Source organism: Oceanobacillus phoenicis, assembly GCF_047238145.1.
Lineage (GTDB): Bacteria > Bacillota > Bacilli > Bacillales > Amphibacillaceae > Oceanobacillus.
In genome coordinates, this window is record NZ_JBDFME010000001.1 from 3,923,883 (window position 1) to 3,947,373 (window position 23,491).

Consider the following 23,491-nt stretch of genomic DNA (forward strand, 5'->3'; position numbering starts at 1 on the left):
TATAGGGGGGAAACAATATATGAGTAATACTATGAAAGCAGCAGTTTGGTATAACCAAAAAGACGTTAGAGTTGAAGAAAGAGACATAAAAGAAGTAAAAGATAATGATGTTAAAGTAAAAGTAAGTTGGTCTGGAATTTGTGGAACAGACCTTCATGAATATGAAATTGGTCCAATTTTAATACAGACAGATAACCCAAATAAATTGACTGGTGAAAAAGCACCATTAGTTCTAGGTCATGAATTTTCGGGAGTTGTTGAAGAGGTTGGAAGCAATGTTAAAAATCTCAAAAAAGGTGATAGAGTAGTAGTCAATCCCGTAGTTACAACTGGTAAACATTCTCCTGAAACGGATAGATATTATGATTTCTATTCTGCTGGATTGCACACAGATGGATCTTTCGCTGAATATATGATCTCACCTGCAGAGAATGTTGTACCCATCCCTAAAGAATTACCATTGGATAAAGCTGCACTTGTAGAACCCTTATCTGTAGCAGCTCAAGCAGTGAAAGAGGCAAAAGTAAAAGATGGAGATACTATTGCTGTATTTGGTTGTGGACCAATTGGATTATTTGTCATTGTAGCAGCTAAGGCAGCTGGTGCTAAAGAAATATTAGCCTTTGATTTATCTGAAGATCGTCTTCATAAAGCCAAAGAGGTAGGAGCAACACAAGTTCTTAATACAAAAGATAAAGATGCAGTTGCTTATATTAAAGAAACCTATCCTGAAGGCGTGGATGCAAGTTTAGAAGTAGCTGGTGTTAAGCCAACATTTGATTCAGCAATTAGTGCTACTAAACCTAAAGGAAATGTAGTCGTTGTTGCCATTCATGCTAGAGACTTTGAGTTTAATCCAATTTCCTTAATGACATCAGGTGTTAAGTTATCCTCTTCGCTTGGATATGAGTTCGAGACTTTCAAGAAATCTATTGATATCCTTATGGATAAAAATATTGATGTCAATCCTATTATGACGAAGAAAGTAAAACTAGACAATATCGTAGAAGACGGATTCCATTCTCTATCCAGTGATTTAACACAGGCAAAAATCCTGGTTGAATTAAGTGGAGAAATCTAAGATAGTATTGGAGAACAATAATCATTTGAAGACAGGTATAACACACCTGTCTTCTTTTATGTAACCCCTAATTACATACCAAATTAAAGCATTCACTCTAACGATAATTCGATTAAGAACGCGCTCTCAATCCTTGAATAATCTCGTCCGTTACCTCCGCTGTGGTATGTTTCCCACCTAGGTCTGGAGTTAAAAATCCTTTATTAGTTGTGTTTTCAATCACATCTAATAACAAGCTGCCTAATTCTTCTTCTCCAAAATGATCTAACATTAATTTAGCAGTCCAAATTTGTCCAATTGGATTCGCAATATTTTTTCCAATAATATCAGGAGCTGACCCATGCACCGGTTCGAACATAGAAGGATACTTTCCATTAACATTAATATTTGCTGCAGGAGCAACTCCTACACTTCCCATAATGGCCGCTCCTAAATCACTTAATACATCTCCAAATAAATTACTAGCTACAATAACATCAAATTTCTCCGGATTCGTTACAAAGAAAGCTGCTAAAGCATCAATATGCTGAGAGTCCGTTTCAATTCCAGAATAATCTCCTGAAACATCATTAAACACTTCATCCCAAAATGGCATGGAATGAACGATGCCATTAGATTTCGTTGCACTAGTTACATGTTTTTTCCGTTTGGCAGCCAATTCAAAAGCAAACCGCATAACACGTTCAGTTCCTCTTCTTGAAAAGATGCTATTCTGAATGGCAATTTCATCTTCCCCTCGAAAGATTCTGCCACCAACTTCACTGTACTCCCCTTCACTATTTTCTCGAACTACAATAAGATCAAAGTCTTTTGGATTAACTATTTTTGATTTCACTCCAGGAAGAACTTTTGCAGGTCTATAGTTAATAACTTGTTCAAATTCTCTGCGAAATTTGATTAAAAGCCCCCATAATGAAATATGATCTGGCACAAGTTGTATATTACCAACTGCTCCTAAAAATATTGCATTATAATCCTTTAAAATCTCTAATCCATCCTCTGACATCATTTTACCGTATTCCATATAATATTCACAGCTCCAAGGAAATTCAGTGAAATCAAACCTTATTCCTCCGTGAATATCTGATATAGCTTCCAAAACTTTAGTTGCTGCAGGTACGACTTCTTTTCCAATTCCATCTCCCGGAATATTAGCAATCTTATATTTTTTCATCTCTACTCCCCTTATGTCTTTAGTTTCCTGTACTTACTAGACCTCATTATGGTTAAAGTATAATTGAATGTATTTTTCCAATCAATGAAATATTGGAATTTTTTGTTTTAAACGTTCTAAATTACTTATACTCTTCCTACGAATACAAAAGGAGCTAACGTAGACGTCAGCTCCTTTTCGTTTAATCAATCTTTTGTTCTTTAGCTAATTCACGGCTTACACGTGGTGCTGTCCAAAATGTGGTTAACAAGAGCAAGGAAACCGGAACAGCCGTGACTACGATGAATGATTGCAGGGATCCAACACTATCTTCACCTATAGTAATCAGTACCGTTGCGACGAGCCCCATAAGAATTGCCCAAATCACACGTAAATACTTAGCTGGATCTCCGTGACCAGTGATCGCCATCGAAATAGTTAATGACATAGAATCCGTTGTTGTTAGTACAAAAATAATAGTTGCTAGTAGGAATAGGAAACCAAATATAGTTCCGAAAGGCAGCTGCTCTGCAATTGCAATCATAGCTGCTGGAGGTCCAGCACTATTTAAAGCATCAGAGACAGATCCAGGATTATTCATTTCCGAAAAGATTCCTGTTCCCCCAACAACCGTAAACCAAAATGTTGTAACAACAGGAGCTATTACTGCAACAGCAGTTACTAGTTCACGAATTGTACGGCCACGCGATATACGACTAACAAACATAGCCATCATTGGACCATAACCGATAAACCAAGCAAAGAAAAAAATTGTCCATAATCCGAGCCAAGCACCATCACTTCGGAAAGTATTCAACGTTAAAAAGTCTTGGACATATAATCCAAATGATTGCACGTAGTTATCAAATATAAATAATGCTGGTCCTAAGATAAGGACACCGATCATTAATCCAACAGCAAGAACAATATTATAGCTACTTAAAATTTGTATTCCTTTATGAATACCTGTTGCAGCAGAAATCCCAGCGGCAATAACAATTACTGCAACGATAAGACATTGCATCAATAAATTATTTGGTATACCAAATAACGCATTTAAACCATAACCAGCTTGTAAGCCAAGAAAGCCAATCGGGCCAATCGTCCCTGCTGCCACAGATACAATCGAAAAAGCATCAACAAAGGTTCCTAATGCACTTTTCTTCATAATTTTATCCCCAAATATCGGGTAAAGTAATGATCTTGGTTTTAATGGTGCGTTTCGGTGATAATGGGAATACATTAATACAATCGTACCTAATGTTCCTAAGATTGCCCAAGAAACAAAACCCCAATCGACAAAACTTGTAGCAAGTGCTGGTACTATTGCTTCAGGTGTTCCTGCCTCAATCCCCGAGAAATGAGGAGGTACAGTTAAAAAGTGACTTAATGGTTCGGCAGCTGCCCAAAAAACACCACCAGCTGCAAGTAGCGTACACATTATAATCGATATCCATTTAAAGGTTCCAATTTCTGGTTTCTCCAGTTTTCCTAAACGGATCTTACCAAACTTGGAATACCCAAGAATTAATGCAATGAACAAGGTTCCAACCATTAGAATTTGGTAAATGGAGCCAAAGTAAGTTACCGACCAATTAAACATTGTATTAACCGCATCAGTAACCATGTCCTTATTTATCAAGGCTAATACTACAAAGGCAAGTAACGCCCCTCCACTTAGAAAAAGTACTGGTTTATCTATAGTGTGATTTTGTTTCTTTATATTCTTCAAAATATGCTCCTTTCAAATCAACACAAAAAAACTCACATAATGATTTACTGACCTTAATTTATCCTATTGAGTCAGTAGTATGTGAGGTTTAAGTTACATCTTAAATTTATTTACCACAGCGTTAAATGTTACAGTTCGTGTGAGTATTTGTCAAGATATAGTACTTATAACCTAAAATGAGTTATCCTCTAAATTTATTTTAGAGGATAACTCGTTTTTAGCTGTAATAACTATATAAGTAAGAATTAAGCTTTCAGAAAGCAATACCTGCACAAGTATAATTTTCCTTAGTTCTGTTCTCAGCAGTCAACATAAGTTGAAATTTTTCGTGGATAGTTTTCACTAAATAATCATTAGCTTCTGGTGAAAAGTAGTTAAGTCGTTCCGTTTTTTATCATCGATTAATCCAGCTTAAAAATAACTCAACAGTCTTTTTACTGACTCTTCCACCTGAAAAGCGGTCAATTTGCCTAAATGGCATGTTGATAACAAAGTACACGTTATTAGCCGTTAATGGTTTTCCAACCTTCTTGAAGAAAACATGGAATAAGATAATGAAGTTATATAACGTTTTTCCCAACCAATTCTTATATTGTGCTTGGTTAATAGTGTCATTCATTTCTAATTCTTTATCAAGATCCCAATTTTTCGGTGGAAGTTTTCTTCCTAATATTCTCTCAAATTCTTCATCAGGAATAGCCTTAACACTTGCCGATGCATAGTTTGGAAATTCATTTTTTAAGTATAATGCTGAAACAACACCATCCATATTAATAATTTCCTCTAAATGAATCTCTTGAATTGAACTACCGATTTGAATCTTGTAATTTCCCGTTTCAATTTCCCAATCATTTATTACAGTATTATAGTAAGAGAAATCTCGTTTTGTTAACTCTATCGTAATTCGCTTCGTTTCACCAGGGTCCAAATAGACTTTATCAAAACCTTTTAGTTCCCTTTTCGCACGAAAAATTTTCGAATCTACTTTTTCAATATACAACTGTGCAATTTCAGCTCCAGCCATTTCACCTGTATTTGTCAGATCAAAACTAACAGTTAAACCATCGATTCTAATGTTGTTATATTCAAATGTAGTATAAGAAAGCCCGTATCCAAAAGGAAAATGCACCGGTAGATTAGCTGTTTCAAAGTATCTATAGCCGATGAATAACCCTTCTTTATGTTCACTTGTTGCTTGGTCTCCCGGATAGTAATCCGAGGAAGGCACATCACTGTATTGAATTGGGAATGTTTCGCTTAATTTACCACTTGGATTGTGTTTACCGATAAGAAGATCAACTACCGCTTCCCCGCCACCTTGACCAGAAAGGTAGGTATGCAAAATACCTTGTACATGATCTGCAAAAGGTAATTCAAGTGCTCCACCACCAACTAAAACCACAATCACATTTTTATTTACCTGTATTACAGATTCGACAAGGTCTAGCTGATTTTGAGGCAGTTTTAAATCTTCTCGATCTACTCCCTCCGCTTCTTTACTTTCATCAAGACCAATAAATAAAATGACTGTTTCAGCAGATTCTGCAAGGCTTGTTGCTTCTTTCAGTAAATTACTACTTTTTCCTCCCATACGCTTAAATCCTTGTGCGTAACCAACGATATTTAAAAAAGAATCTTCTAGACTTTTAAGTGGATTACTTAAGTTATAGGGATTGATTAAAGAACTACCTGCTCCTTGATACCTTGGTTTTTGTGCAAAATCACCAATAACCGCTACTTTAGTTCCCGATTTAAGCGGAAGAATATTATCTTCATTCTTAAGCAGTACCATAGACTGACGAGCAGCATCTATTGCTTTATTGTGGTGCTCTACATAATCTACTTGTACTGATTCTTTATCATCTAAACGCACTTTCTCTATAAGAGATAATAATTGATCTACAGCATCATCTAAGATTGATTCATCTAGTTCTCCTTCATGTATTGCATCAACAATTTCTTTATCAGTAATTCCATTTGTAGACGGCATTTCTAATTGATTATGAGCTTTCAAACCAGCAATACGGTCATTATTTCCACCCCAGTCCGTTACAACAACACCATCAAACCCCCATTCAGAATATAATATGTCATTTGCTAAATGTTGATTTTCGTTTGCATATTCACCATTCACCTTATTATAAGAAGACATCATGGTATGAGGATTACTCTTTTTTACAACTTTTTCAAAGCCTGATAAGTATATTTCTCTAAGTGAACGTTCATCTACAATTTCATCAATTGTCATACGCATATGTTCTTGACTATTGACTGCATAATGCTTAGGACAAGCTGAAATGCCATTGGACTGAATTCCTTTCACCATTTCACTGGCAAGTTCACCAGTCAGAAAAGGATCTTCTGAGAAATATTCAAAATTACGACCACATAAAGGATTACGTTTAATATTTAAACCCGGTCCAAGTAAGACACTTACTTTCTCACTACGAGCTTCCTTACCGATATCTTGTCCTACGTTATTCACAAGTGTCCTATCCCAACTATTTGCTAACGTTGCTGCTGTTGGGTAACAAGTTGCTGGTAAGCTTTTATTTAATCCTAAGTGATCCGCTTTCCCACCTTGTTTTCGTAGTCCATGTGGTCCATCAGTTAGCATAATGGATGGTATTCCAAGACGTTCTATTGCTTTTGTATTCCAAAAATTATGTCCAGACATGAGGGAAGCTTTCTCTTCCAAAGTCATTTGTTTAATAATATTTTTATGTTTCATTCTACACCTTCCCTAAAGTTAATTGGCAAGAAGGCAAACTTAGTCCGCCTTCTTGCTCTATTAAATAATATTTTTAGTTAAACAGATACGTTTGAAGTGTTGCATAAAGTGAATTATGCATGCTATTTCGCAATCCAACTGTAATTGCTTCTGGATGCTCCTCATATGCTTCTTCTAAAAGCTGAATTTGATTTGGAACAGTCATTATATCTAACATTAAATCATTACCGGATGTAATAGCTTGGGGTGCTTTCATAAATCCGAACACCGCATCTGAAGATACTACACCTTCAAATCCCCACTCATCTCTTAGCATTCCATTTAATAATGCAGGATTTGCCCATTTCCCATCAATGAAAGAAAAACTAGACATTGCACCATTTACACCAGCCTCTTTTACTGTTATTTCAAAAGGACGTAGGTGAATTTCTCTCATCGCTTGTTCATTAGACCATACTAGCATCCCTGAACGTGCATTTGTTTCTTGCTCATTCATGATAAAGTGTTTCATGAATACTATAACACCTTGATCTGATGCACCTTTCGACATACCAGCACCAATCATGCCGTTTAATACAGGATCCTCTGACATATACTCAAAATTTCTTCCACCTTTTGGTGAACGATGAATATTAAGAGCTGGAGCATACCATCCGCCAATTCCGTAGGCTTGTGCTTCTTGACCAATCATTTCACCCATCTCATATGCTAAATCTTTATTCCAAGTGGATGCCACAACGATCTCCGTTGGGTAAGCGCCGGCTGCAAACTGTTTGAAGCCGAAGAAACTAAACCCGGCAGGTCCATCCATTAAAACTGTATTCGGAACACCAAGTTCATCAATCTCTTTTGTATGATAAGCACCTTCTGATACAAAAGAGATCATTTGATCCACAGTCAATTGGTCTAAGAATTCACTCCACAAAGGATCATCATAATCTAACCCTTTTAGGTCTTCCAATTTAAGTCCATTATCAGCACCTGTCGTTGGCATCTGTACGTCATTGTTATATTCATGCCCCTGTACTCTTTCAATTACTTTATCAGTTGCAATTTTTGAGTCATCTTGATCTGATGGATATGTTCCTTCCCAATCGTTACGAGAAAGAACTGTTAATTCGTTTTCTGATTCAGTAAAACGATTTTGATATTCTGTTCTTGTTACAGCATCTGTTTGGTACAAAATATCTTCAGCTAATTCATAGTTTACTGTACTGTCGATTTCATGGACATTCTTACCAAGTTTAATTTCGTAAGTTCCATTTTCTAAAATATAGTTCTCATTTTCCATATCATAAGAAGCCATGTCTCTTGTATCATATTGAATAGTTAATACTTCAGACTCTCCCGGTTCTAATGATTTGGTTTTTTCAAATGTAACTAAATTAATAGCTGACTTCTCAATTCCTCCTGGTGTATAAGGAGCAGAATAATAAACTTGAACGACGTCTTTACCAGCAACTTCACCTGTATTTGTTACTTCTACTTGAAATTCAATAGAATCGCTATTTAATTCTTGATTAACTATATTCCAGTCAAATGTTGTATAGCTTAGACCAGATCCAAATGGAAATTGAACAATTTCATTGTACCCATCTTCATTTCCTTGATAGAAAGTTTCGTAGAACCTGTATCCTATATAAATTCCTTCTTCATAGTTAAGGTAAGCTTTATCTAAATTTTCATACTGGTAGTCCCCAAAATTTTCACTCGCTGGTGAAGATTCAACATCGTAAGCATACGTATCTGTAATACGTCCAGAAGGGTTTATTTCGCCTGATAATACCTTAGCAAGAGAATTCGTTCCAAATGGCCCAGGTGTTCCAACCCAAATAACAGATTGAATACTTGGATATTCCTCAACAAAACCTAGTTCTAAGGTGTTACCAGCATTTACTACAATTGTAACGTTGCTAAAGTTTCCAGCTACTTTTTCAACTAAATTATGCATTTCATCTGATAATTTTAATTGATTTTCATTTACATCTGAAGCTTCTACGGCATCACTTTGTACAATAATCATCGCATTTTCGGAGTACTCTTTCGCTTGAGCTATTGTAGTATCTGGAAGATCTGGTTCACCAGCTTCCTCATCATTACTTAAAAATCCCTTAACAACTTGAACAATACCCGTGTCCGAATTTCCTGTCGTTTCTTTTATTTCTGGCAACTTCACATAGTAATCATATAATTCCTTATTATATTCAATACCTGCATTCGTAAGGGCTTCAAATAAACTCACAGCACGAGTCAAATCTGAAGCACCAGAACCACCCCCACCATATTTAAAAGTAAAGGCTGTAGAACCAAATACATTCAATTTTTTATCTTCTAATGGCAGGGAATTATTTTCATTTTTTAATAAAACTAATCCTTCATTTGCAATCTTTTCTGAAACAATATCAGCAGCTTCCCTTGCTTGAACAGCTTCTGCACTTGTTGTATCAATAGTAATATGTTTACCACTCATGTTTTCAACTATGGTTGTAACTGTCGGTCCTACTGTTACACCAATAAATAAAAACAATGCAGCAAAGACCGCCCAGCCCGTGAAACGCCTTGGTCTATTTTTTAACTTTTTATACACCTTAGCTTCTTTTTTTGCTGCTTTACTTTCTTTACGGCTTAACGATTTAATTTCTTCTTTTCTTTGTTTTTTCTCCTTTTTTTGCAATAGTTTATTGCTTGAAATTGCTTCCTTACGCTCTTCTTTTGGTAAAGCTTTAATTTCCTGCTTTTTTTCTTTTTGTTTTACCTTATCTTCCTTCACTTGTTGCAATATTTCTTGCTTCTTATATTTTCTTTTTTTGAAGTATTCTAACATGATGTTCCCCCCCCAGCTTTTGCTTTATTTCATTTCACATATATCAAGATATCTGTTTAAAATTTATATTTGAAGGCGTTGTTATTCTGACTACCTATTAGTTATATAAGAAAATATGATCTTTAAATAATGCACCTTGCTCTTACAAACCAAGTAGTATAACATTAATTAAACTTATGAGTAGTAGTATCAACTTGAATAACAACAAGATAACGCTTCCATTCATGCGTTAAAAATTCACACTTCAATTATTTTTTTAAACTATTTTGTAAACCATTCAAGATTTTTCCTCTCTGCCCCTTTATTGCATTTAAAATTATTTATGGGAAAGCGCTCTCCTACAGGTTAATTCAAATATACTATCCAACACTATGAAACACATTCCAATATTTAAGAAATGCTATTCCGATTATTGACTTTTATAGTAAAATAGACAGTGCCATTATCCATGACACTGTCTATTTGGTATTACTTTTGTGTTTATGTATGGAGTTTCAGACTTAATTATCGTTATCAATACCGGCGTTTTATCTCAATCAATTGTATTTCATGAGGTTCTAATAACGAATGAAAACTATATTTTCCCTTGGCAGAAATATATTGTATTTTAATTCCTGGTTCCGCCCTTCCTTTAATATAGTTAACTGTGTCATTGTCCATATCACTAGGTGCTCCGGTATCTACCCAAGCATCATAGGAAGACCCTTGTTGTCTATTAACATATTGCTTCTTAATTATATACTCACCATGTAAGCCCTCCAAAGTTAACTGAATTGACTTGACACGTTCATTTTCAAATACCTTATAGCGACTAGTTTGGGACAGTTGAGAATAATCAAATACGCTGTATAAATGATTGGGATGGCTATAATTGAAAAGTATGATTTGGTAATCTTCACCGCTTTTAGTGACAATCATATCTTCTTCTTTTGAAACTAAATATTCACCAAGTCTGCTTAGGAAGAAGAAGGCATGATATCCAGCTTTTTTGATACCATTATAGGTCAATAATCCAAACCCACCATGAAAGAGTGGTTGCTCCAATTGAAACTCATCAAATATGTCAGTGAACGTCCAAAAACCCATTCCTTTTACTTTATCAAAGTTTTCTATAACATTTTTAGTTATAAAAGCTCCCATATAACATGTATCGTGTAATAAATCTCTACTATCAGAATTTGCGTTCCATTCTGTTATCCAAAGTTCTCGATTTAGTGACGCCAATTCTTTGCTCTTACTAATGATCTGATCAATGCATGTTGTAAAATTATTTTCATCACCCAGCATAATACCTGTAGATTCAGCTATATTTTGTATAACGGTTCCTGTTTCATTTTCACCGACCGCTTGAATCGATTCGGGTTTGGGTAAAAGTTTTTTCGATAAATTGTAAACATGAAATGAAAAGAAATCCACATCAACTTTTTCATTTTGGGCAAAGTGATCAAAATCATTAAGCCAATTTTGATTTTTGGAAAAGTCAATTGTTCCAAATCCTCCAAGTTTTATTTCAGGATCAATTGCTTTAATACATTTATAGCTTTCAGCATAAAAGTTAAAAAACTCCTGTCTTGTACCACCCCAGAAATGTTGAACTTCAGGTTCATTCCAGAACTCAAAATACCATGTTCTTACTTCTTGCATTCCATATCGATTAATCAAATGTCTGATAAAAGAATCCAATAATTTAAGCCATTTATCCATTTTCTTTGGAGGTGACACAAATGCTTCCCACCAAAATATCTTATTTTCATTACTTGCTAAACTTTTCGGCATAAAACCAATTTCAATAAAAGGCTTTAAATCGATACCAACTAAATTATCCAATAGAGAATCAATGTGATTAAAATTAAAGTAATAGGATCCATCAGACTTCTCGTTATATACCATGAGTTGATCTGAAAAAATTCCATGAAATCGAATGTATTCGAATCCTATTTCACCCTGAACCTGTTGCAATTGTTCATAGAAATCTTTTCTCAGGGCATGGGGAGCATATCCAAAAGTTATTAATTTTGTGAAAGATCGAGTAATCTTGTTTGAAAAATTGGTAACATCAATAGTTTTTATTGCCTCTTTTTTTATTGGTAAATCGCCAATATCCTTACGATTTAGATATTTGAATAGATTTGCAAATGACTCCTTGCTATTGATGCTCAGATAATCATTTATAATTCCCTTTTTGAGCTCTATTCGATATTGACCTCGATACTGCATTGGTGTTATCCCTAACACTTCCTTGAAGACTCTGTAATAGGCTTTACTGTCTGGGAATCCAAACTTAAGAGCTATATCAGTAACAGTCTCATCTGTGGTTCGCAAGGTAAACAATGATTTGTTCAAACGCATATTATCTAAATATTTCTTTAGAGAAACCCCTACATTTGACTTAAAATACCTCGACAAATAGTGTGGATTTAATGAGAACTCTTTTGCTACATTCTGTAGTCCAAAATGTACTTCTATACAATGTTCATTCATATATTGAAGTATTTTTACAAGTCTTTCTTCATCTTTCAATTGCTTATTCTTTGTTGGTGTCGGAACTTCAAAATGCTCTAGAAGAAGAATCACAAGATCTAATAGCATTTTCGTAGCCTTAAGACTGTAAAGGTTTTTTTTATTCAATACTAGATCCATCATATTGGCTAGAATATATTTGATTTCATCTAAGACAAAAATAGATTCTTCTTCAACATCTCCTGAGTTCATATAGAATCTTTTTTGTTCAACATCAATGCCCAGCTTCTTAAAATACCTGTTGTCAAATTGCAGAGCCAACACATGAGTTTGTCCAAACACTGTTCTAGAGTTAATAAAATGTAGTTCATTTCCATTCACAAGAAAAATATCTCCCATTTTCAGTAGATAGTCATCTTGATTAATCCTAATATCTAATTCGCCTTCCAACACAAAAAGAATTTCCGTAGCTTCGTGCCAATGAAAAGGAAATTGTTCTACTGTATGTGTGAAAATGTTAATTGGTAAATCAACTTGATAATCTATCTGCTCATATTGGTACTGCATGTTTACCCATCCCTCGTCCATAATAATTCATCCATACTTTAGCATAAGAAAAATATTTACACAATTTTTCAAGAGTTTTAACTAAATCATTTCTTATATCTAAACATATGTAAGCCTACCTTTGTTCTTGATAACTTTGTTATAGCAATAAACCATTCGTTAATAAAGCAAAGAAGAAAAGGACAGTCTTGTGCTAACCTGGGCTATTAGAAATCAAAAATTTCACAATAATGCTTACAAAAAAAGAGGCTTCTCAGAAGTTGAATCAACTAATGAGAAGCCTCTTACTATATATCTGTCTTTAACATATTGGTACAATTCCTCAAAATGCTTTACATATCAAGGGTTGAAACGGCTTATTACATCATGCCGCCCATTCCACCCATGCCGCCCATATCAGGCATTGCAGGTGCACCGCCGCCTTCTTCAGGCTTATCAGCGACTACTGCTTCGGTAGTTAGGAACATAGCTGCTACAGATGCTGCGTTTTGTAGTGCCGAACGAGTAACTTTTGTAGGGTCAACGATACCTGCGTCTACCATGTTTACCCATTCGTCAGTTGCAGCATTGTAACCAATACCAACTTTTTCACCTTTTAGACGTTCAACAATGATTGAACCTTCTAGTCCAGCATTGTGTACGATTTGGCGTACTGGCTCTTCTAAAGCACGAAGAACGATGCTTGCACCAGTTGCTTCATCACCATCTAGAGTTAGTTCACTTACTTGACGATGAATATTTACAAGAGCTGTACCGCCTCCAGGAACCATACCTTCTTCAACACCGGCACGAGTAGAGTTAAGCGCATCTTCAATACGAAGCTTACGTTCTTTTAATTCTGTTTCTGTAGCTGCACCAACTTTGATGACTGCTACACCACCAGCTAGTTTCGCTAGGCGTTCTTGTAATTTTTCTTTATCGAAATCTGAAGTAGATTCTTCTGCTTGTGCACGGATTTGTGCTACACGGCTAGAAATTGCTTCAGGGTCACCAGAACCTTCTACGACTGTTGTGTTTTCTTTTGTTACAACAACTTTTGAAGCGCGACCTAATTGCTCGATACCAGCAGATTTAAGATCTAATCCAAGATCTTCTGTAATTACTTCTGCACCAGTTAGTACTGCAATATCTTCTAGCATTGCTTTACGACGATCACCAAATCCAGGAGCTTTTACAGCTACTGCATTAAATGTTCCACGAAGTTTGTTTACTACTAATGTAGCAAGCGCTTCGCCTTCTACATCTTCAGCAATCATTAGAAGTGGTTTACCTTGTTGAACGACTTGTTCTAACACTGGTAATACTTCTTGGATATTACCAATTTTCTTATCCGTTATTAAGATATAAGGATCTTCTAAAACTGCTTCCATTTTATCTTGGTCTGTCACCATGTATGGAGAAGAATAACCACGGTCAAATTGCATACCTTCTACTACTTCTAACTCTGTGTTGAATCCTTTAGATTCTTCAATTGTGATAACACCGTCGTTACCTACACGTTCCATTGCTTCAGCGATCAATTGACCAACTTCTTCATCTCCAGAAGATACAGCAGCAATTTGGGAAATAGCTTCTTTACTTTCAATTGGCTGTGAAATTCCTTTTAATTCTTGAACTGCTAACTCAACAGCTTTTTCAATACCGCGACGGATACCTACTGGGTTCGCACCAGAAGTTACGTTTTTCAATCCTTCACGAATCATTGCTTGAGCAAGAACAGTTGCAGTTGTGGTACCGTCACCAGCAACATCATTTGTTTTTGATGCAACTTCAGATACTAATTGTGCACCCATGTTTTCAAATGCATCTTCTAACTCAATTTCTTTTGCAATCGTAACACCATCATTAGTAATTAAAGGTGATCCGAATTTTTTATCTAATACTACATTACGTCCTTTTGGTCCAAGCGTAACTTTTACTGCATCTGCCAATGTATCTACACCACGTAGCATTGCGCGACGAGCGTCTTCACTAAATTTTAAGTCTTTAGCCATTCTTTATTCCTCCTTGAATGTAGTTACGTATTTATTATTCATTCTAAATTTTCATAAGAGACTAGCCAATAATAGCTAAAATATCATTTTCACGAAGAATTAAGTATTCTGTACCTTCATATTTCACTTCTGTACCAGCAAATTTAGAAAAAATGATTCGATCTCCTTCTGAAACTTCAAGAGCGATCTTTTCTCCATTTTCTACACGTCCAGAACCAACTGCTACTACTTTACCTTCCTGCGGTTTTTCCTTTGCAGAGTCTGGAAGTACGATTCCGCTTGCAGTTGTTTCTTCTTGTTCAACAAGTTCGATAACAACACGATCTCCTAATGGTTTAATCATGTAGAAATGCCTCCTTAATTCGATTTCATTTTATTTTTATTAGCACTCTTAACAGTTGAGTGCTAATCACAATTATTATAATAATTAATTCTATAAAAAAATGCAAGCAAAAGAGAGTGAAGAATTTATATTTTTTAATCAATATATGTAGCAATCAAATATTGAAAAATAATACTGCATTTTCTTTTCATTTAATAGCTTGTTCTGATTATAATAACTATATATGCATATGTTAAACTATAGTAATTAGTACAGTACATGATAAAGGAGCGTTTTATTTGAGTCGTAGATATTGGTATGTCATTCTTACATATATTATTATGCAGTTTTCAGGGTTGCTTTTTTCACCAATTTTAACAGTGGTTTTCGGATTATCTATCACTGATGCAACTATTTATTGGTCGATATTCTCCTTTGGCCTAGCGGTGGTTGTTACGCTATTCTTTCTAAAACCAGATATGCAAATGCGAAACGACAACGCTGCAGGAATTGAAAGCATAATCCTGTGGTCCATCCTCGGTGTGTTTATGGCTTTATTCGCGCAAGGTATTGCTGCCCAAATTGAAATAGCCATAGGGATTGACCCTGGTTCAGAGAACACCCAACAAATTATGGATATTACTCGAGCAGCACCCATCTTTATGATCGTACCGGCTATTTTTGCACCAATATTAGAAGAAATTATCTTCCGCAAAATTATATTCGGTGAGCTTTATAAGCGAATGAATTTCTTTTTCGCTGGGTTACTCTCTGCTGTTATATTCGGGTTTATTCATTTAGATCCAACGCATATTCTCATTTATGCATCCATGGGATTTGTATTTGCATTTCTTTATGTGAAAACAAAACGAATTATCGTTCCTATAATCGTACATGCAGGGATGAACTCCTTTGTTTTATTAATGCAATATAATATTGATCCTGAGGAGCTGCAGCGAATGTTAGATGAGATGCAAATGATATTCTTTGGAGGTTAATCCATGAAACATCCTTATTTAACAAGAGCAATTCTATACTTTCTCGTTGGAATTGCTTTTATATATTTCGGGGTTCAAAGTAAGGACAGCACGGTTTGGAATACTGTTACATTAATTTTTGCAGCTGTTTCTGCATTATGCTTCTTTGTTTCCTTCAAGATGTTCGGTTATCACAATAAAATAAGAAAAAAGAAAAAGTAGACTGTTAATTGCAGTCTACTTTTTCTTTAATTCTTTTCTAAAAACTTCGGATTTTGACAACCGCTTACATAATAATCGATTTAAAATAGTGAATTAATTACTGTAATGAATAGTGTTTAAGAAAATATACAAGTGATTGAAGTTCGATCGCTAAATCAATGTGATGTACACGAATATGGCTTGGTACTGTAATTCTTGCTGGTGTAAAATTTAGTATTCCACTAACACCATGTTCGACCAGTTGATTTGCAATTGCATCTGCTTCATCTGCAGGTATCGTTAGAATCGCAACCTCTGTGTCCTTTAATCTTTCCCCTAGTTCGTCAATATGATAGACTGGAACTCCTCCGATATCGGTGCCTACCTTTTTCTCATCAGCATCAAATGCAATGGTAATACGGATGTTATTGTTTTTCATAAAATTATAATGTAAGAAAGCTGTACCTAAATTTCCAACACCTATTAATGCTACCTCTGTTATTTCGTGTTGATCTAATGTACTTTTAAAAAAACCTAGTAAGTATTCGACATTGTATCCGTATCCTTTTTTACCTAGTGCACCGAAGTAAGAGAAATCTCTACGAATGGTTGCGGAATCTACTTTAACCGCTTCACTTAATTCTTTTGATGAAACACGCTTTTTTCCTTGTTGATTTAAGTTATTAATGAAACGATAATATAATGGCAAGCGTTTTGCAGTTGCTTGCGGAATCTTGTTTTGTTCCATACGACCTTCCTCTTTTCAATGCTTAGAATAATTATCATACTATATTTATTTTAACAGATTATTCCTTAGAAGTCGTGACATTTTTCACAATAATATTGTCGCTTCTATGGCGATAAGCTAAACTAGTATTATGAGGTGACAATGAAATGATACTGATGCAATTAAACGGAATATCAAAATCTTTTGGCGCAGAAGAGATTTTGTCTAATATAAAAGTAGAAATAAAGGACCAAGATCGAATAGCCATCGTTGGAAGAAATGGTGCAGGAAAATCGACACTACTAAAAATAATGGCAAATGAACTCTCTCATGACGAAGGAGAATTTTTCAAACCGAAAGATCTTACCTATGGTTACCTATCACAACATATGAAGTTAGAATCAGGTAAAACAATATGGGATGAGATGGCGGATGTATTTTCCCATTTACAACAGATGGAGAAAAAGTTACGTGAATTAGAAACAAAAATGGCAGATCCTACTGCAATAGATGAAGCTAGTTACCAAGCAATTTTAAAAGAATATGATAACTTACAAGTTCGCTATCAAACAAATGGTGGTTATACGTATGAATCGGATATAAAATCGGTACTTACTGGACTCTCATTTGGTGATTACGATTATGGAACACCGATTAACGAATTAAGTGGCGGACAAAAAACAAGACTTGCTCTTGGTAAATTATTACTACAAAAACCTCAACTACTCATCCTCGATGAGCCTACAAACCATCTGGACATTGATACACTAACATGGTTAGAAGGTTATCTTGTAAATTATCCTGGTGCTATTGTGATTGTTTCCCACGACCGTTATTTTCTTGATAGAACCGTTTCGATCGTTTATGAAATTTCTAGACATCATTCTAGAAAATACCACGGTACCTACAGTAAATACTTGGAACAAAAAGCACTTGATTACGAACAAGAAATGAAAGAATATGAAAAACAACAAACGGATATTAAACGAATGGAAGAATTCATTCAAAAGAATATCGTCCGTGCTTCCACTACAAAACGAGCACAAAGTAGACGGAAACAATTAGAAAAAATCGATAGAATGGATCGTCCAATGGGTGATGAATCATCCGCTTCGATGTCATTTCAAATTAATCGTCGTAGTGGAAATGACGTGTTAAAAATCTCTAATTTAGGCTTCCGTTATGAAGAGCAACAAGAACCTACATTCCGTCATGTTAATCTCCATGCAAATCGTGGAGAACGAATCGCATTAGTAGGTCCAAACGGGATCGGAAAAACAACGTTACTAAAGACCATTGTGGAAAAAGAATCTCCCTTTGAAGGAGACATTCAATTAGGAACGAATGTACAAGTTGGTTACTATGATCAGGAGCAAACCGAACTCCATTCGAATAAAACCGTACTTCAAGAATTATGGGACGAGTATCCTTTAGTAAACGAAAAAGATATTCGTACGATTCTAGGTAATTTCTTATTCTCTGGGGATGATGTGTTAAAGCCAGTTTCTGCATTAAGTGGTGGAGAAAAATCACGTTTAGCATTAGCTAAATTAAAAATGCAAAAAGCAAACTTGCTTATTCTAGATGAACCAACGAACCACTTAGATATTGATAGTAAAGAAGTGTTAGAAGGTGCATTAGCAGATTTCCCTGGTACGATTATCTTTGTTTCACATGATCGTTATTTTATTAATCGAATCGCAGACCAAGTGGCTGAAATGAGCTCACAAGGAATTAAAATGTACCTTGGAGACTATGACTATTATTTAGAGAAAAAAGCAGAAGAAGCAGAACTTGCACGTCTTCAGATGGAAAAAGAAGTACAATCAACAACCGTTACTGATAAAAAACGTAATTTTAAAGAAGAGAAGCAAAAACAAAGCGAAGAAAGAAAACGAAAAAGACAGATTGCTGAACTTGAAAAGCAAATTGAATCCGTAGAAGAGCATATTGCTTATTTAGAAGAACAAATGACGTTACCAGAAGTGTATGAAGATCATGAAAAAGCATTAGAGTTAACGGAACAAACAAACACGTACAAACAAAAACTTGATGACTTACTAGAGCAATGGACAAGCTTAGAAGAGTTAGACAATTGAAAAAATATTCATCTTCGTTTATAATTATCAACAGGTAAGTTTAAACTTGCCTGTTTTTTAATATGCGGTCTGTCTCATTGATGACATGGTTCCGGATAAGTATATAATAATAAATCATGGAGGTCGTTAAATTTTGACGATAGCGCTGATAAGTTTGTTTAGTCTAATGGTAGGCATAGCATGTTTTGTTGCTTGGAGAAAAGGTCTGCTGGTAATCAATACAAGTGTGCTTAAAAATGTAGGAGAGCACGCATCAGCTGAATCTGAAACAAACATCTATGAATTTAATGATAAACATATTTCGGATATCGTTATTCATCGCATAGATATGTGTGTGCTTGAAGTGGATTTATCTTATAAGGAAGTAATGGATGTTATTATAAACCGACCATATAATAGATATCCTGTATTTGAAGAGGATATCGATCAAATTGTTGGAATTATCCACGTAAAAGACATACTATCTTACTTACATAATCATAATGATACCACCAAGTTTCAACTTCGGAATATCATGCATGATCCCTTCTTTATCTTAGAATCACAACGTGTAGACCTTGCATTTAAGGATATGCAAAAAGAACAGATTGCACTTGCAGTTGTTTTAGATGAATATGGAGGAACAGAAGGATTGATTACAACTGAAGATATGGTCAAAGAAATGGTTACAGATGTGCTTCAAGAAGATGATAGTTATGTATTGAATAAACCTTCCTTTATCCAACAATTGGCTGGAAATCGATACCGCATTAACGCTAATTCACCATTGTATGAATTAGAAGGTATACTGGGCATTACTTTTCCTGAAGAGAACTTTGATACTTTAAGTGATTTTTTAATCGATCAATTAGGCTATACTCCTGCCAATCACGAGAAACCAAATCTTCTTTATAAAAATGTGCAATTTGAAATAACTGAACATACGTCACAACAAATACAATCTGCAATTGCAACCATTTATGAAGAAGGCGTAACATACATCGATCAATTTCATAAACAACCTAGTTGAATCAATTTCATAATAGATTAAAAAACTCTCTTTATCCACAACGTTGGATTTAGAGAGTTTTTTTAATTTATTTAAATAGATAGTCATTTTGTATCGTATGCTCGACTGCTACTCGGTATACTACTGCCAACCCTAACATGGTGGACATGACAGAACTCCCTCCATAACTAATGAGCAGTAACGGAATACCTGTAATCGGCATGATACCAATTGTCATCCCGATATTTTGAAATACATGGACAAGCATCAAACTTAAAAATCCAAAGCAGAAATATGTGCCAAACGGAGAATGTTTATAGATGCTTAATCCTAAAGTTACTAAACGGTATAAAAGCATAAAGTAAAGAAATATCACAATCGCGCTTCCAATAAATCCAAAGCTTTCACCGATTACAGAAAAGATAAAGTCTGTATGCGCCTCTGGATATTGTACTTCTAAACCACTCATTCCCTTACCAAATAATTGTCCAGAACCCAATGACATATGTGATCGTTCAAACTGAAACGTCGCATCCGCTGATTGTTGTGACGGATCAAACCATGTCATAATCCGATCAACTTGATAAGAGGCTACTCCTAATACATCGATCGCAAACTGTGGAAATCGAATTATCACTCCTATGACAGCAGCTCCCAGAGATGCCAACCCAAGAATTAGTGAAACAATAATCTTCCAGTTAATACCTGATAAAATAATCATCATTCCTGCAATAAACAAATACACCATCGATGTACCAAAATCAGGTTGCAGCATAATTAATCCTACTGGAATCAATGTGAAGATGATTAACTTCAATAAAAGTTTAATATCCGTCTTTATAGTTTGAACTTCTATTTTCTCTTTGTGCTTAGTAATTGTAGCAGCTAAAAATAATATCGTTGACATTTTCGCAAATTCAGCGGGTTGAATGGATAATCCAGGTAAAGTAAACCAACTATTTGCACCATTAATTTCCCTTGCAATTGCATCCGGACTGATGAGTAACAGTCCCAACAAGAAAACTCCACCTAAATAGATATATATACTACCTCTATATAACTGCTCGAGATCGATAAATTGTACCGCTGCCACAAAGCAAACACCAATACCAAAAAAAGCAATTTGTCTAATGACAAAATTAGTATTATTTTGGTCAATTTGCTGCGCATTATAAATAGCTAATAAACTAATGATTACAAATCCTAAAAAAAGCAGAATCAAATCAGTTTGAAAATAATAATTTTGTTTTTTATTCATCGGATTCCCACCAAATTTCTTCCTGTTAATATCCTTCTTTAACCAAACACTTACCCACAACGAAAAGCTCGAAAAATGTCTAAAAACCTCGAATCAGAAAAAGTTATACACATAATCCACAACCTAATGAACAGTTATCCACTTTTTCCATCCACATTTAAAAGATGATGATGTAGCTTATCTACAGGATATATCCACATCCCTGTGAATAACCTGTGACTAACTCAGCATAAGCGAAGGATTTGCATTTAAATCAAGTGTTGAACGATATCCCTTTTCATACATTATCGTACCAGCTGCCGCAATCATTGCTGCATTATCTGTACATAGCTGAATTGGTGGAATATATAAAGGAAAACTTTCATCTGAAAAACGTTTCTCCAGACTTTTTCTTAACCCTGTATTAGCAGCTACTCCACCTGCTACAATAACTTGTTTTACGTTATATTCTTTCGCTGCACGATATGTTTTTTCTGTCAGTACTTCCACAACACTCGCTTGAAAACTAGCTGCAATATCTTCTGCATCCAAAGTCAATCCACGCTGTTTCGCATTGTGTATTTTATTTATCACTGCTGATTTTAAACCGCTAAAACTAAAATCATAACTATCTGCTTCTAGCCAAGCACGCGGAAAATCAATCGACTCTTTACCTTCAGCAGCTAAACGATCAATTTGCGGACCGCCTGGATACGGTAAATCCAGCATACGAGCTACCTTATCATATGCTTCTCCTGCGGCATCATCTCTGGTCTCACCTATTAATTCATAATCATCATGATCTTTCATTAGAACTAATTCTGTATGTCCACCAGAAACAATCAGAGCTAACATTGGAAATTCGAATTCATTCTCTAAACGGTTTGCATAAATATGACCAGCAATATGATGCACCCCTACTAATGGTTTCTTTTTAGCGAAAGCTAATGCTTTCGCTGCATTCACACCTACTAATAAAGCTCCAACTAATCCAGGTCCCTCGGTAACTGCGATTGCATCTATTTCTTCCCAGGTAACATTAGCTTCCGTAATTGCCTGTTCAAGCACAAGTGTAATTTGTTCAACATGGTGTCTTGAAGCAATTTCTGGAACAACTCCGCCAAAGCGTTTATGACTTTCGATTTGTGATGCAACTACATTGGCTAGAATCTCTCTACCACCTTTTACTACAGAGGCCGCAGTCTCATCACAACTAGTCTCTATACCTAATATAATTGTTTCTTTTTTCATTTTAAATTCACCCACATCACGATGGCATCCTCATGATTATCCGTATAATACCTCTTACGAATACCACCAGGAACTAAACCAAATTTTCTATATAAGGACTGCGCGGCTATATTTGATACGCGCACTTCTAGTGAAAGACGCTCTACTCCTTTTGATATGGCAAGCTGCATCACATAACGAAATAACTTTTCACCTAATTTATTTCTTCGGTAACTTGGTAAAATAGCAAAGTTCGTTATTTGAGCATCATCTAGCACCATCCACGAACCAATATAACCAACAATTGTATGTTCTATTTCAACGACATAATAATACGCATGTGCATTTTCGATTATTTCTTGATAGAAAATATCCGTTGTCCAAGGTGTTTGAAAACATGCATTTTCTACAAGTAAAACTTCAGGTACATCAGTAAGTTCCATTGGACGAATGGTTAAATTAGTCATTCAATTGACGTTCCTTTTGGCTTTTTTGCCAATTTGCTTCTGCCTCTGCTAAACGTAAATAGTTTGGAACGAGCTCATGAATGTCTTTCGGTTCTATATTCATTCCTGCAAGCCCTAGGTGCGAAGCTTTTGGAAGCTGATATACAGATTCAGGAATAATTGCTAAATCTCCTAATTCCTCTTTAATTATTTCTTTAAATTGATCCATATCTGGACTTAAGAATACTACATTTTCACCCTGCTTTTTTAACTTATCAAGCATGGCAGTCATAAGTAAATTTTCTTCTTCAATCACTTTTTCAATTTTATTATCGTTAAATTGATATCCACCAGTAAACACCAATCCTCTTCTCGCATCAAAGAAAGGGCATATAATTCCATTAAAGAACTTTCCTTGATATGCTAGTACCTCTAAACTGGAGACACCTACTACTGGTATTTGTAATGCCCATGCCATTGTCTTTGCAGTAGATAAGCCAATTCTTACTCCAGTATATGAGCCAGGCCCTTTTGCTACAACAATCCGATCAAGATCTTCTGGTTGCATAGATACTTGATACATAAGACTTTCTATAGCAGGCATTAAACGAACGGAATGATTCTTTGCGAGATTAGTTGTAAGTTCAGCAATTATCTCTCCATTCTTTAATAATGCCACACCTAATACTTGATTGGAAGTATCGATTGCAAGTATATTCATA

The 23,491-nt window shown here is 35.2% G+C and carries 17 protein-coding genes; 5 read left to right on the top strand and 12 right to left on the bottom strand.

Annotated features, from left to right (window positions below; genetic code table 11):
* Nucleotides 1-19: 19 nt before the first annotated feature.
* Nucleotides 20-1,081, top strand: coding sequence for a 2,3-butanediol dehydrogenase (locus tag ABC346_RS19650; RefSeq protein WP_413236467.1), 1,062 nt, complete (start codon nucleotides 20-22; stop codon nucleotides 1,079-1,081).
* A gap of 112 nt (nucleotides 1,082-1,193) precedes the next feature.
* On the opposite strand, the gene ABC346_RS19655 is transcribed toward ABC346_RS19650, so the two are convergent.
* The 7 genes from ABC346_RS19655 to groES all read right to left on the bottom strand — a co-directional run bounded on the left by ABC346_RS19655 (nucleotide 1,194) and on the right by groES (nucleotide 14,885).
* On the bottom strand, nucleotides 1,194-2,255 hold the full coding sequence (locus ABC346_RS19655; RefSeq protein ID WP_413236468.1) for a tartrate dehydrogenase: 1,062 nt from the start codon (nucleotides 2,253-2,255) through the stop codon (nucleotides 1,194-1,196).
* Between the two features lie 181 nt (nucleotides 2,256-2,436).
* On the bottom strand, nucleotides 2,437-3,966 hold the full coding sequence (locus tag ABC346_RS19660; protein WP_413236469.1) for a BCCT family transporter: 1,530 nt from the start codon (nucleotides 3,964-3,966) through the stop codon (nucleotides 2,437-2,439).
* A 394-nt stretch (nucleotides 3,967-4,360) separates the two neighbouring features.
* Nucleotides 4,361-6,697 carry a glycoside hydrolase family 3 C-terminal domain-containing protein gene (locus ABC346_RS19665; protein ID WP_413236470.1) on the bottom strand — a complete coding sequence of 779 codons (2,337 nt, stop codon included), beginning with the start codon at nucleotides 6,695-6,697 and terminating at the stop codon, nucleotides 4,361-4,363.
* A gap of 73 nt (nucleotides 6,698-6,770) precedes the next feature.
* Complete coding sequence (locus ABC346_RS19670; protein ID WP_413236471.1) at nucleotides 6,771-9,521, bottom strand: glycoside hydrolase family 3 protein; 2,751 nt, start codon at nucleotides 9,519-9,521, stop codon at nucleotides 6,771-6,773.
* A gap of 513 nt (nucleotides 9,522-10,034) precedes the next feature.
* Entirely contained in the window at nucleotides 10,035-12,569 is a 2,535-nt protein-coding gene (locus ABC346_RS19675) for a GH39 family glycosyl hydrolase (RefSeq protein WP_413236472.1), read from the bottom strand.
* 338 nt (nucleotides 12,570-12,907) lie between these two features.
* On the bottom strand, nucleotides 12,908-14,542 hold the full coding sequence (groL, locus tag ABC346_RS19680; RefSeq protein WP_413236473.1) for a chaperonin GroEL: 1,635 nt from the start codon (nucleotides 14,540-14,542) through the stop codon (nucleotides 12,908-12,910).
* A 61-nt stretch (nucleotides 14,543-14,603) separates the two neighbouring features.
* Nucleotides 14,604-14,885: a co-chaperone GroES gene (groES, locus tag ABC346_RS19685; RefSeq protein ID WP_011065061.1), complete on the bottom strand. Its 282-nt coding sequence runs from the start codon at nucleotides 14,883-14,885 to the stop codon at nucleotides 14,604-14,606.
* 278 nt (nucleotides 14,886-15,163) lie between these two features.
* On the opposite strand from groES, the gene ABC346_RS19690 reads away from it, so the two are divergent.
* Both ABC346_RS19690 and ABC346_RS19695 read left to right on the top strand, forming a co-directional pair.
* Nucleotides 15,164-15,862: a CPBP family intramembrane glutamic endopeptidase gene (locus tag ABC346_RS19690; RefSeq protein WP_413236474.1), complete on the top strand. Its 699-nt coding sequence runs from the start codon at nucleotides 15,164-15,166 to the stop codon at nucleotides 15,860-15,862.
* A gap of 3 nt (nucleotides 15,863-15,865) precedes the next feature.
* Nucleotides 15,866-16,063 carry a YdiK family protein gene (locus ABC346_RS19695; protein WP_413236475.1) on the top strand — a complete coding sequence of 66 codons (198 nt, stop codon included), beginning with the start codon at nucleotides 15,866-15,868 and terminating at the stop codon, nucleotides 16,061-16,063.
* 97 nt (nucleotides 16,064-16,160) lie between these two features.
* Here ABC346_RS19695 and ABC346_RS19700 read toward each other — a convergent pair whose 3' ends face one another.
* The gene (locus ABC346_RS19700) at nucleotides 16,161-16,790 is read right to left on the bottom strand and encodes a redox-sensing transcriptional repressor Rex (RefSeq protein ID WP_413236476.1); all 630 of its coding nucleotides are present in this window, start codon (nucleotides 16,788-16,790) and stop codon (nucleotides 16,161-16,163) included.
* A gap of 146 nt (nucleotides 16,791-16,936) precedes the next feature.
* Here ABC346_RS19700 and ABC346_RS19705 point away from each other — a divergent pair, with 146 nt between their 5' ends.
* A complete protein-coding gene (locus ABC346_RS19705) occupies nucleotides 16,937-18,868 on the top strand; it encodes an ABC-F family ATP-binding cassette domain-containing protein (RefSeq protein WP_413236477.1) in 1,932 nt (643 codons plus the stop codon).
* Between the two features lie 133 nt (nucleotides 18,869-19,001).
* Nucleotides 19,002-19,877 carry a transporter associated domain-containing protein gene (locus ABC346_RS19710; protein ID WP_413236478.1) on the top strand — a complete coding sequence of 292 codons (876 nt, stop codon included), beginning with the start codon at nucleotides 19,002-19,004 and terminating at the stop codon, nucleotides 19,875-19,877.
* Between the two features lie 67 nt (nucleotides 19,878-19,944).
* Here ABC346_RS19710 and ABC346_RS19715 read toward each other — a convergent pair whose 3' ends face one another.
* The 4 genes from ABC346_RS19715 to tsaB form a co-directional block, all read right to left on the bottom strand.
* On the bottom strand, nucleotides 19,945-21,114 hold the full coding sequence (locus ABC346_RS19715) for an FtsW/RodA/SpoVE family cell cycle protein (RefSeq protein WP_413236479.1): 1,170 nt from the start codon (nucleotides 21,112-21,114) through the stop codon (nucleotides 19,945-19,947).
* A 219-nt stretch (nucleotides 21,115-21,333) separates the two neighbouring features.
* Nucleotides 21,334-22,344 carry a tRNA (adenosine(37)-N6)-threonylcarbamoyltransferase complex transferase subunit TsaD gene (gene tsaD / locus ABC346_RS19720; RefSeq protein ID WP_413236480.1) on the bottom strand — a complete coding sequence of 337 codons (1,011 nt, stop codon included), beginning with the start codon at nucleotides 22,342-22,344 and terminating at the stop codon, nucleotides 21,334-21,336.
* On the bottom strand, nucleotides 22,341-22,790 hold the full coding sequence (rimI, locus tag ABC346_RS19725) for a ribosomal protein S18-alanine N-acetyltransferase (protein WP_413236481.1): 450 nt from the start codon (nucleotides 22,788-22,790) through the stop codon (nucleotides 22,341-22,343). The genes tsaD and rimI overlap by 4 nt, the downstream gene beginning before the upstream one ends.
* On the bottom strand, nucleotides 22,783-23,490 hold the full coding sequence (gene tsaB / locus ABC346_RS19730) for a tRNA (adenosine(37)-N6)-threonylcarbamoyltransferase complex dimerization subunit type 1 TsaB (RefSeq protein ID WP_413236482.1): 708 nt from the start codon (nucleotides 23,488-23,490) through the stop codon (nucleotides 22,783-22,785). Before tsaB ends, rimI begins: the two co-directional genes overlap by 8 nt.
* Nucleotide 23,491 lies beyond the last annotated feature (1 nt).

Excerpts from the sequence above, each read along its gene's own strand:
- ABC346_RS19650 (WP_413236467.1), top strand. The coding sequence starts at position 20 with ATGAGTAATACTATGAAAGCAGCAGTTTGGTATAACCAAAAAGACGTT.
- ABC346_RS19655 (WP_413236468.1), bottom strand. The coding sequence starts at position 2,255 with ATGAAAAAATATAAGATTGCTAATATTCCGGGAGATGGAATTGGAAAA.
- ABC346_RS19665 (WP_413236470.1), bottom strand. The coding sequence starts at position 6,697 with ATGAAACATAAAAATATTATTAAACAAATGACTTTGGAAGAGAAAGCT.
- ABC346_RS19670 (WP_413236471.1), bottom strand. The coding sequence starts at position 9,521 with ATGTTAGAATACTTCAAAAAAAGAAAATATAAGAAGCAAGAAATATTG.
- ABC346_RS19675 (WP_413236472.1), bottom strand. The coding sequence starts at position 12,569 with ATGGACGAGGGATGGGTAAACATGCAGTACCAATATGAGCAGATAGAT.
- groL (WP_413236473.1), bottom strand. The coding sequence starts at position 14,542 with ATGGCTAAAGACTTAAAATTTAGTGAAGACGCTCGTCGCGCAATGCTA.
- groES (WP_011065061.1), bottom strand. The coding sequence starts at position 14,885 with ATGATTAAACCATTAGGAGATCGTGTTGTTATCGAACTTGTTGAACAA.
- ABC346_RS19695 (WP_413236475.1), top strand. The coding sequence starts at position 15,866 with ATGAAACATCCTTATTTAACAAGAGCAATTCTATACTTTCTCGTTGGA.
- ABC346_RS19700 (WP_413236476.1), bottom strand. The coding sequence starts at position 16,790 with ATGGAACAAAACAAGATTCCGCAAGCAACTGCAAAACGCTTGCCATTA.
- ABC346_RS19705 (WP_413236477.1), top strand. The coding sequence starts at position 16,937 with ATGATACTGATGCAATTAAACGGAATATCAAAATCTTTTGGCGCAGAA.
- ABC346_RS19715 (WP_413236479.1), bottom strand. The coding sequence starts at position 21,114 with ATGAATAAAAAACAAAATTATTATTTTCAAACTGATTTGATTCTGCTT.
- tsaD (WP_413236480.1), bottom strand. The coding sequence starts at position 22,344 with ATGAAAAAAGAAACAATTATATTAGGTATAGAGACTAGTTGTGATGAG.
- rimI (WP_413236481.1), bottom strand. The coding sequence starts at position 22,790 with ATGACTAATTTAACCATTCGTCCAATGGAACTTACTGATGTACCTGAA.
- tsaB (WP_413236482.1), bottom strand. The coding sequence starts at position 23,490 with ATGAATATACTTGCAATCGATACTTCCAATCAAGTATTAGGTGTGGCA.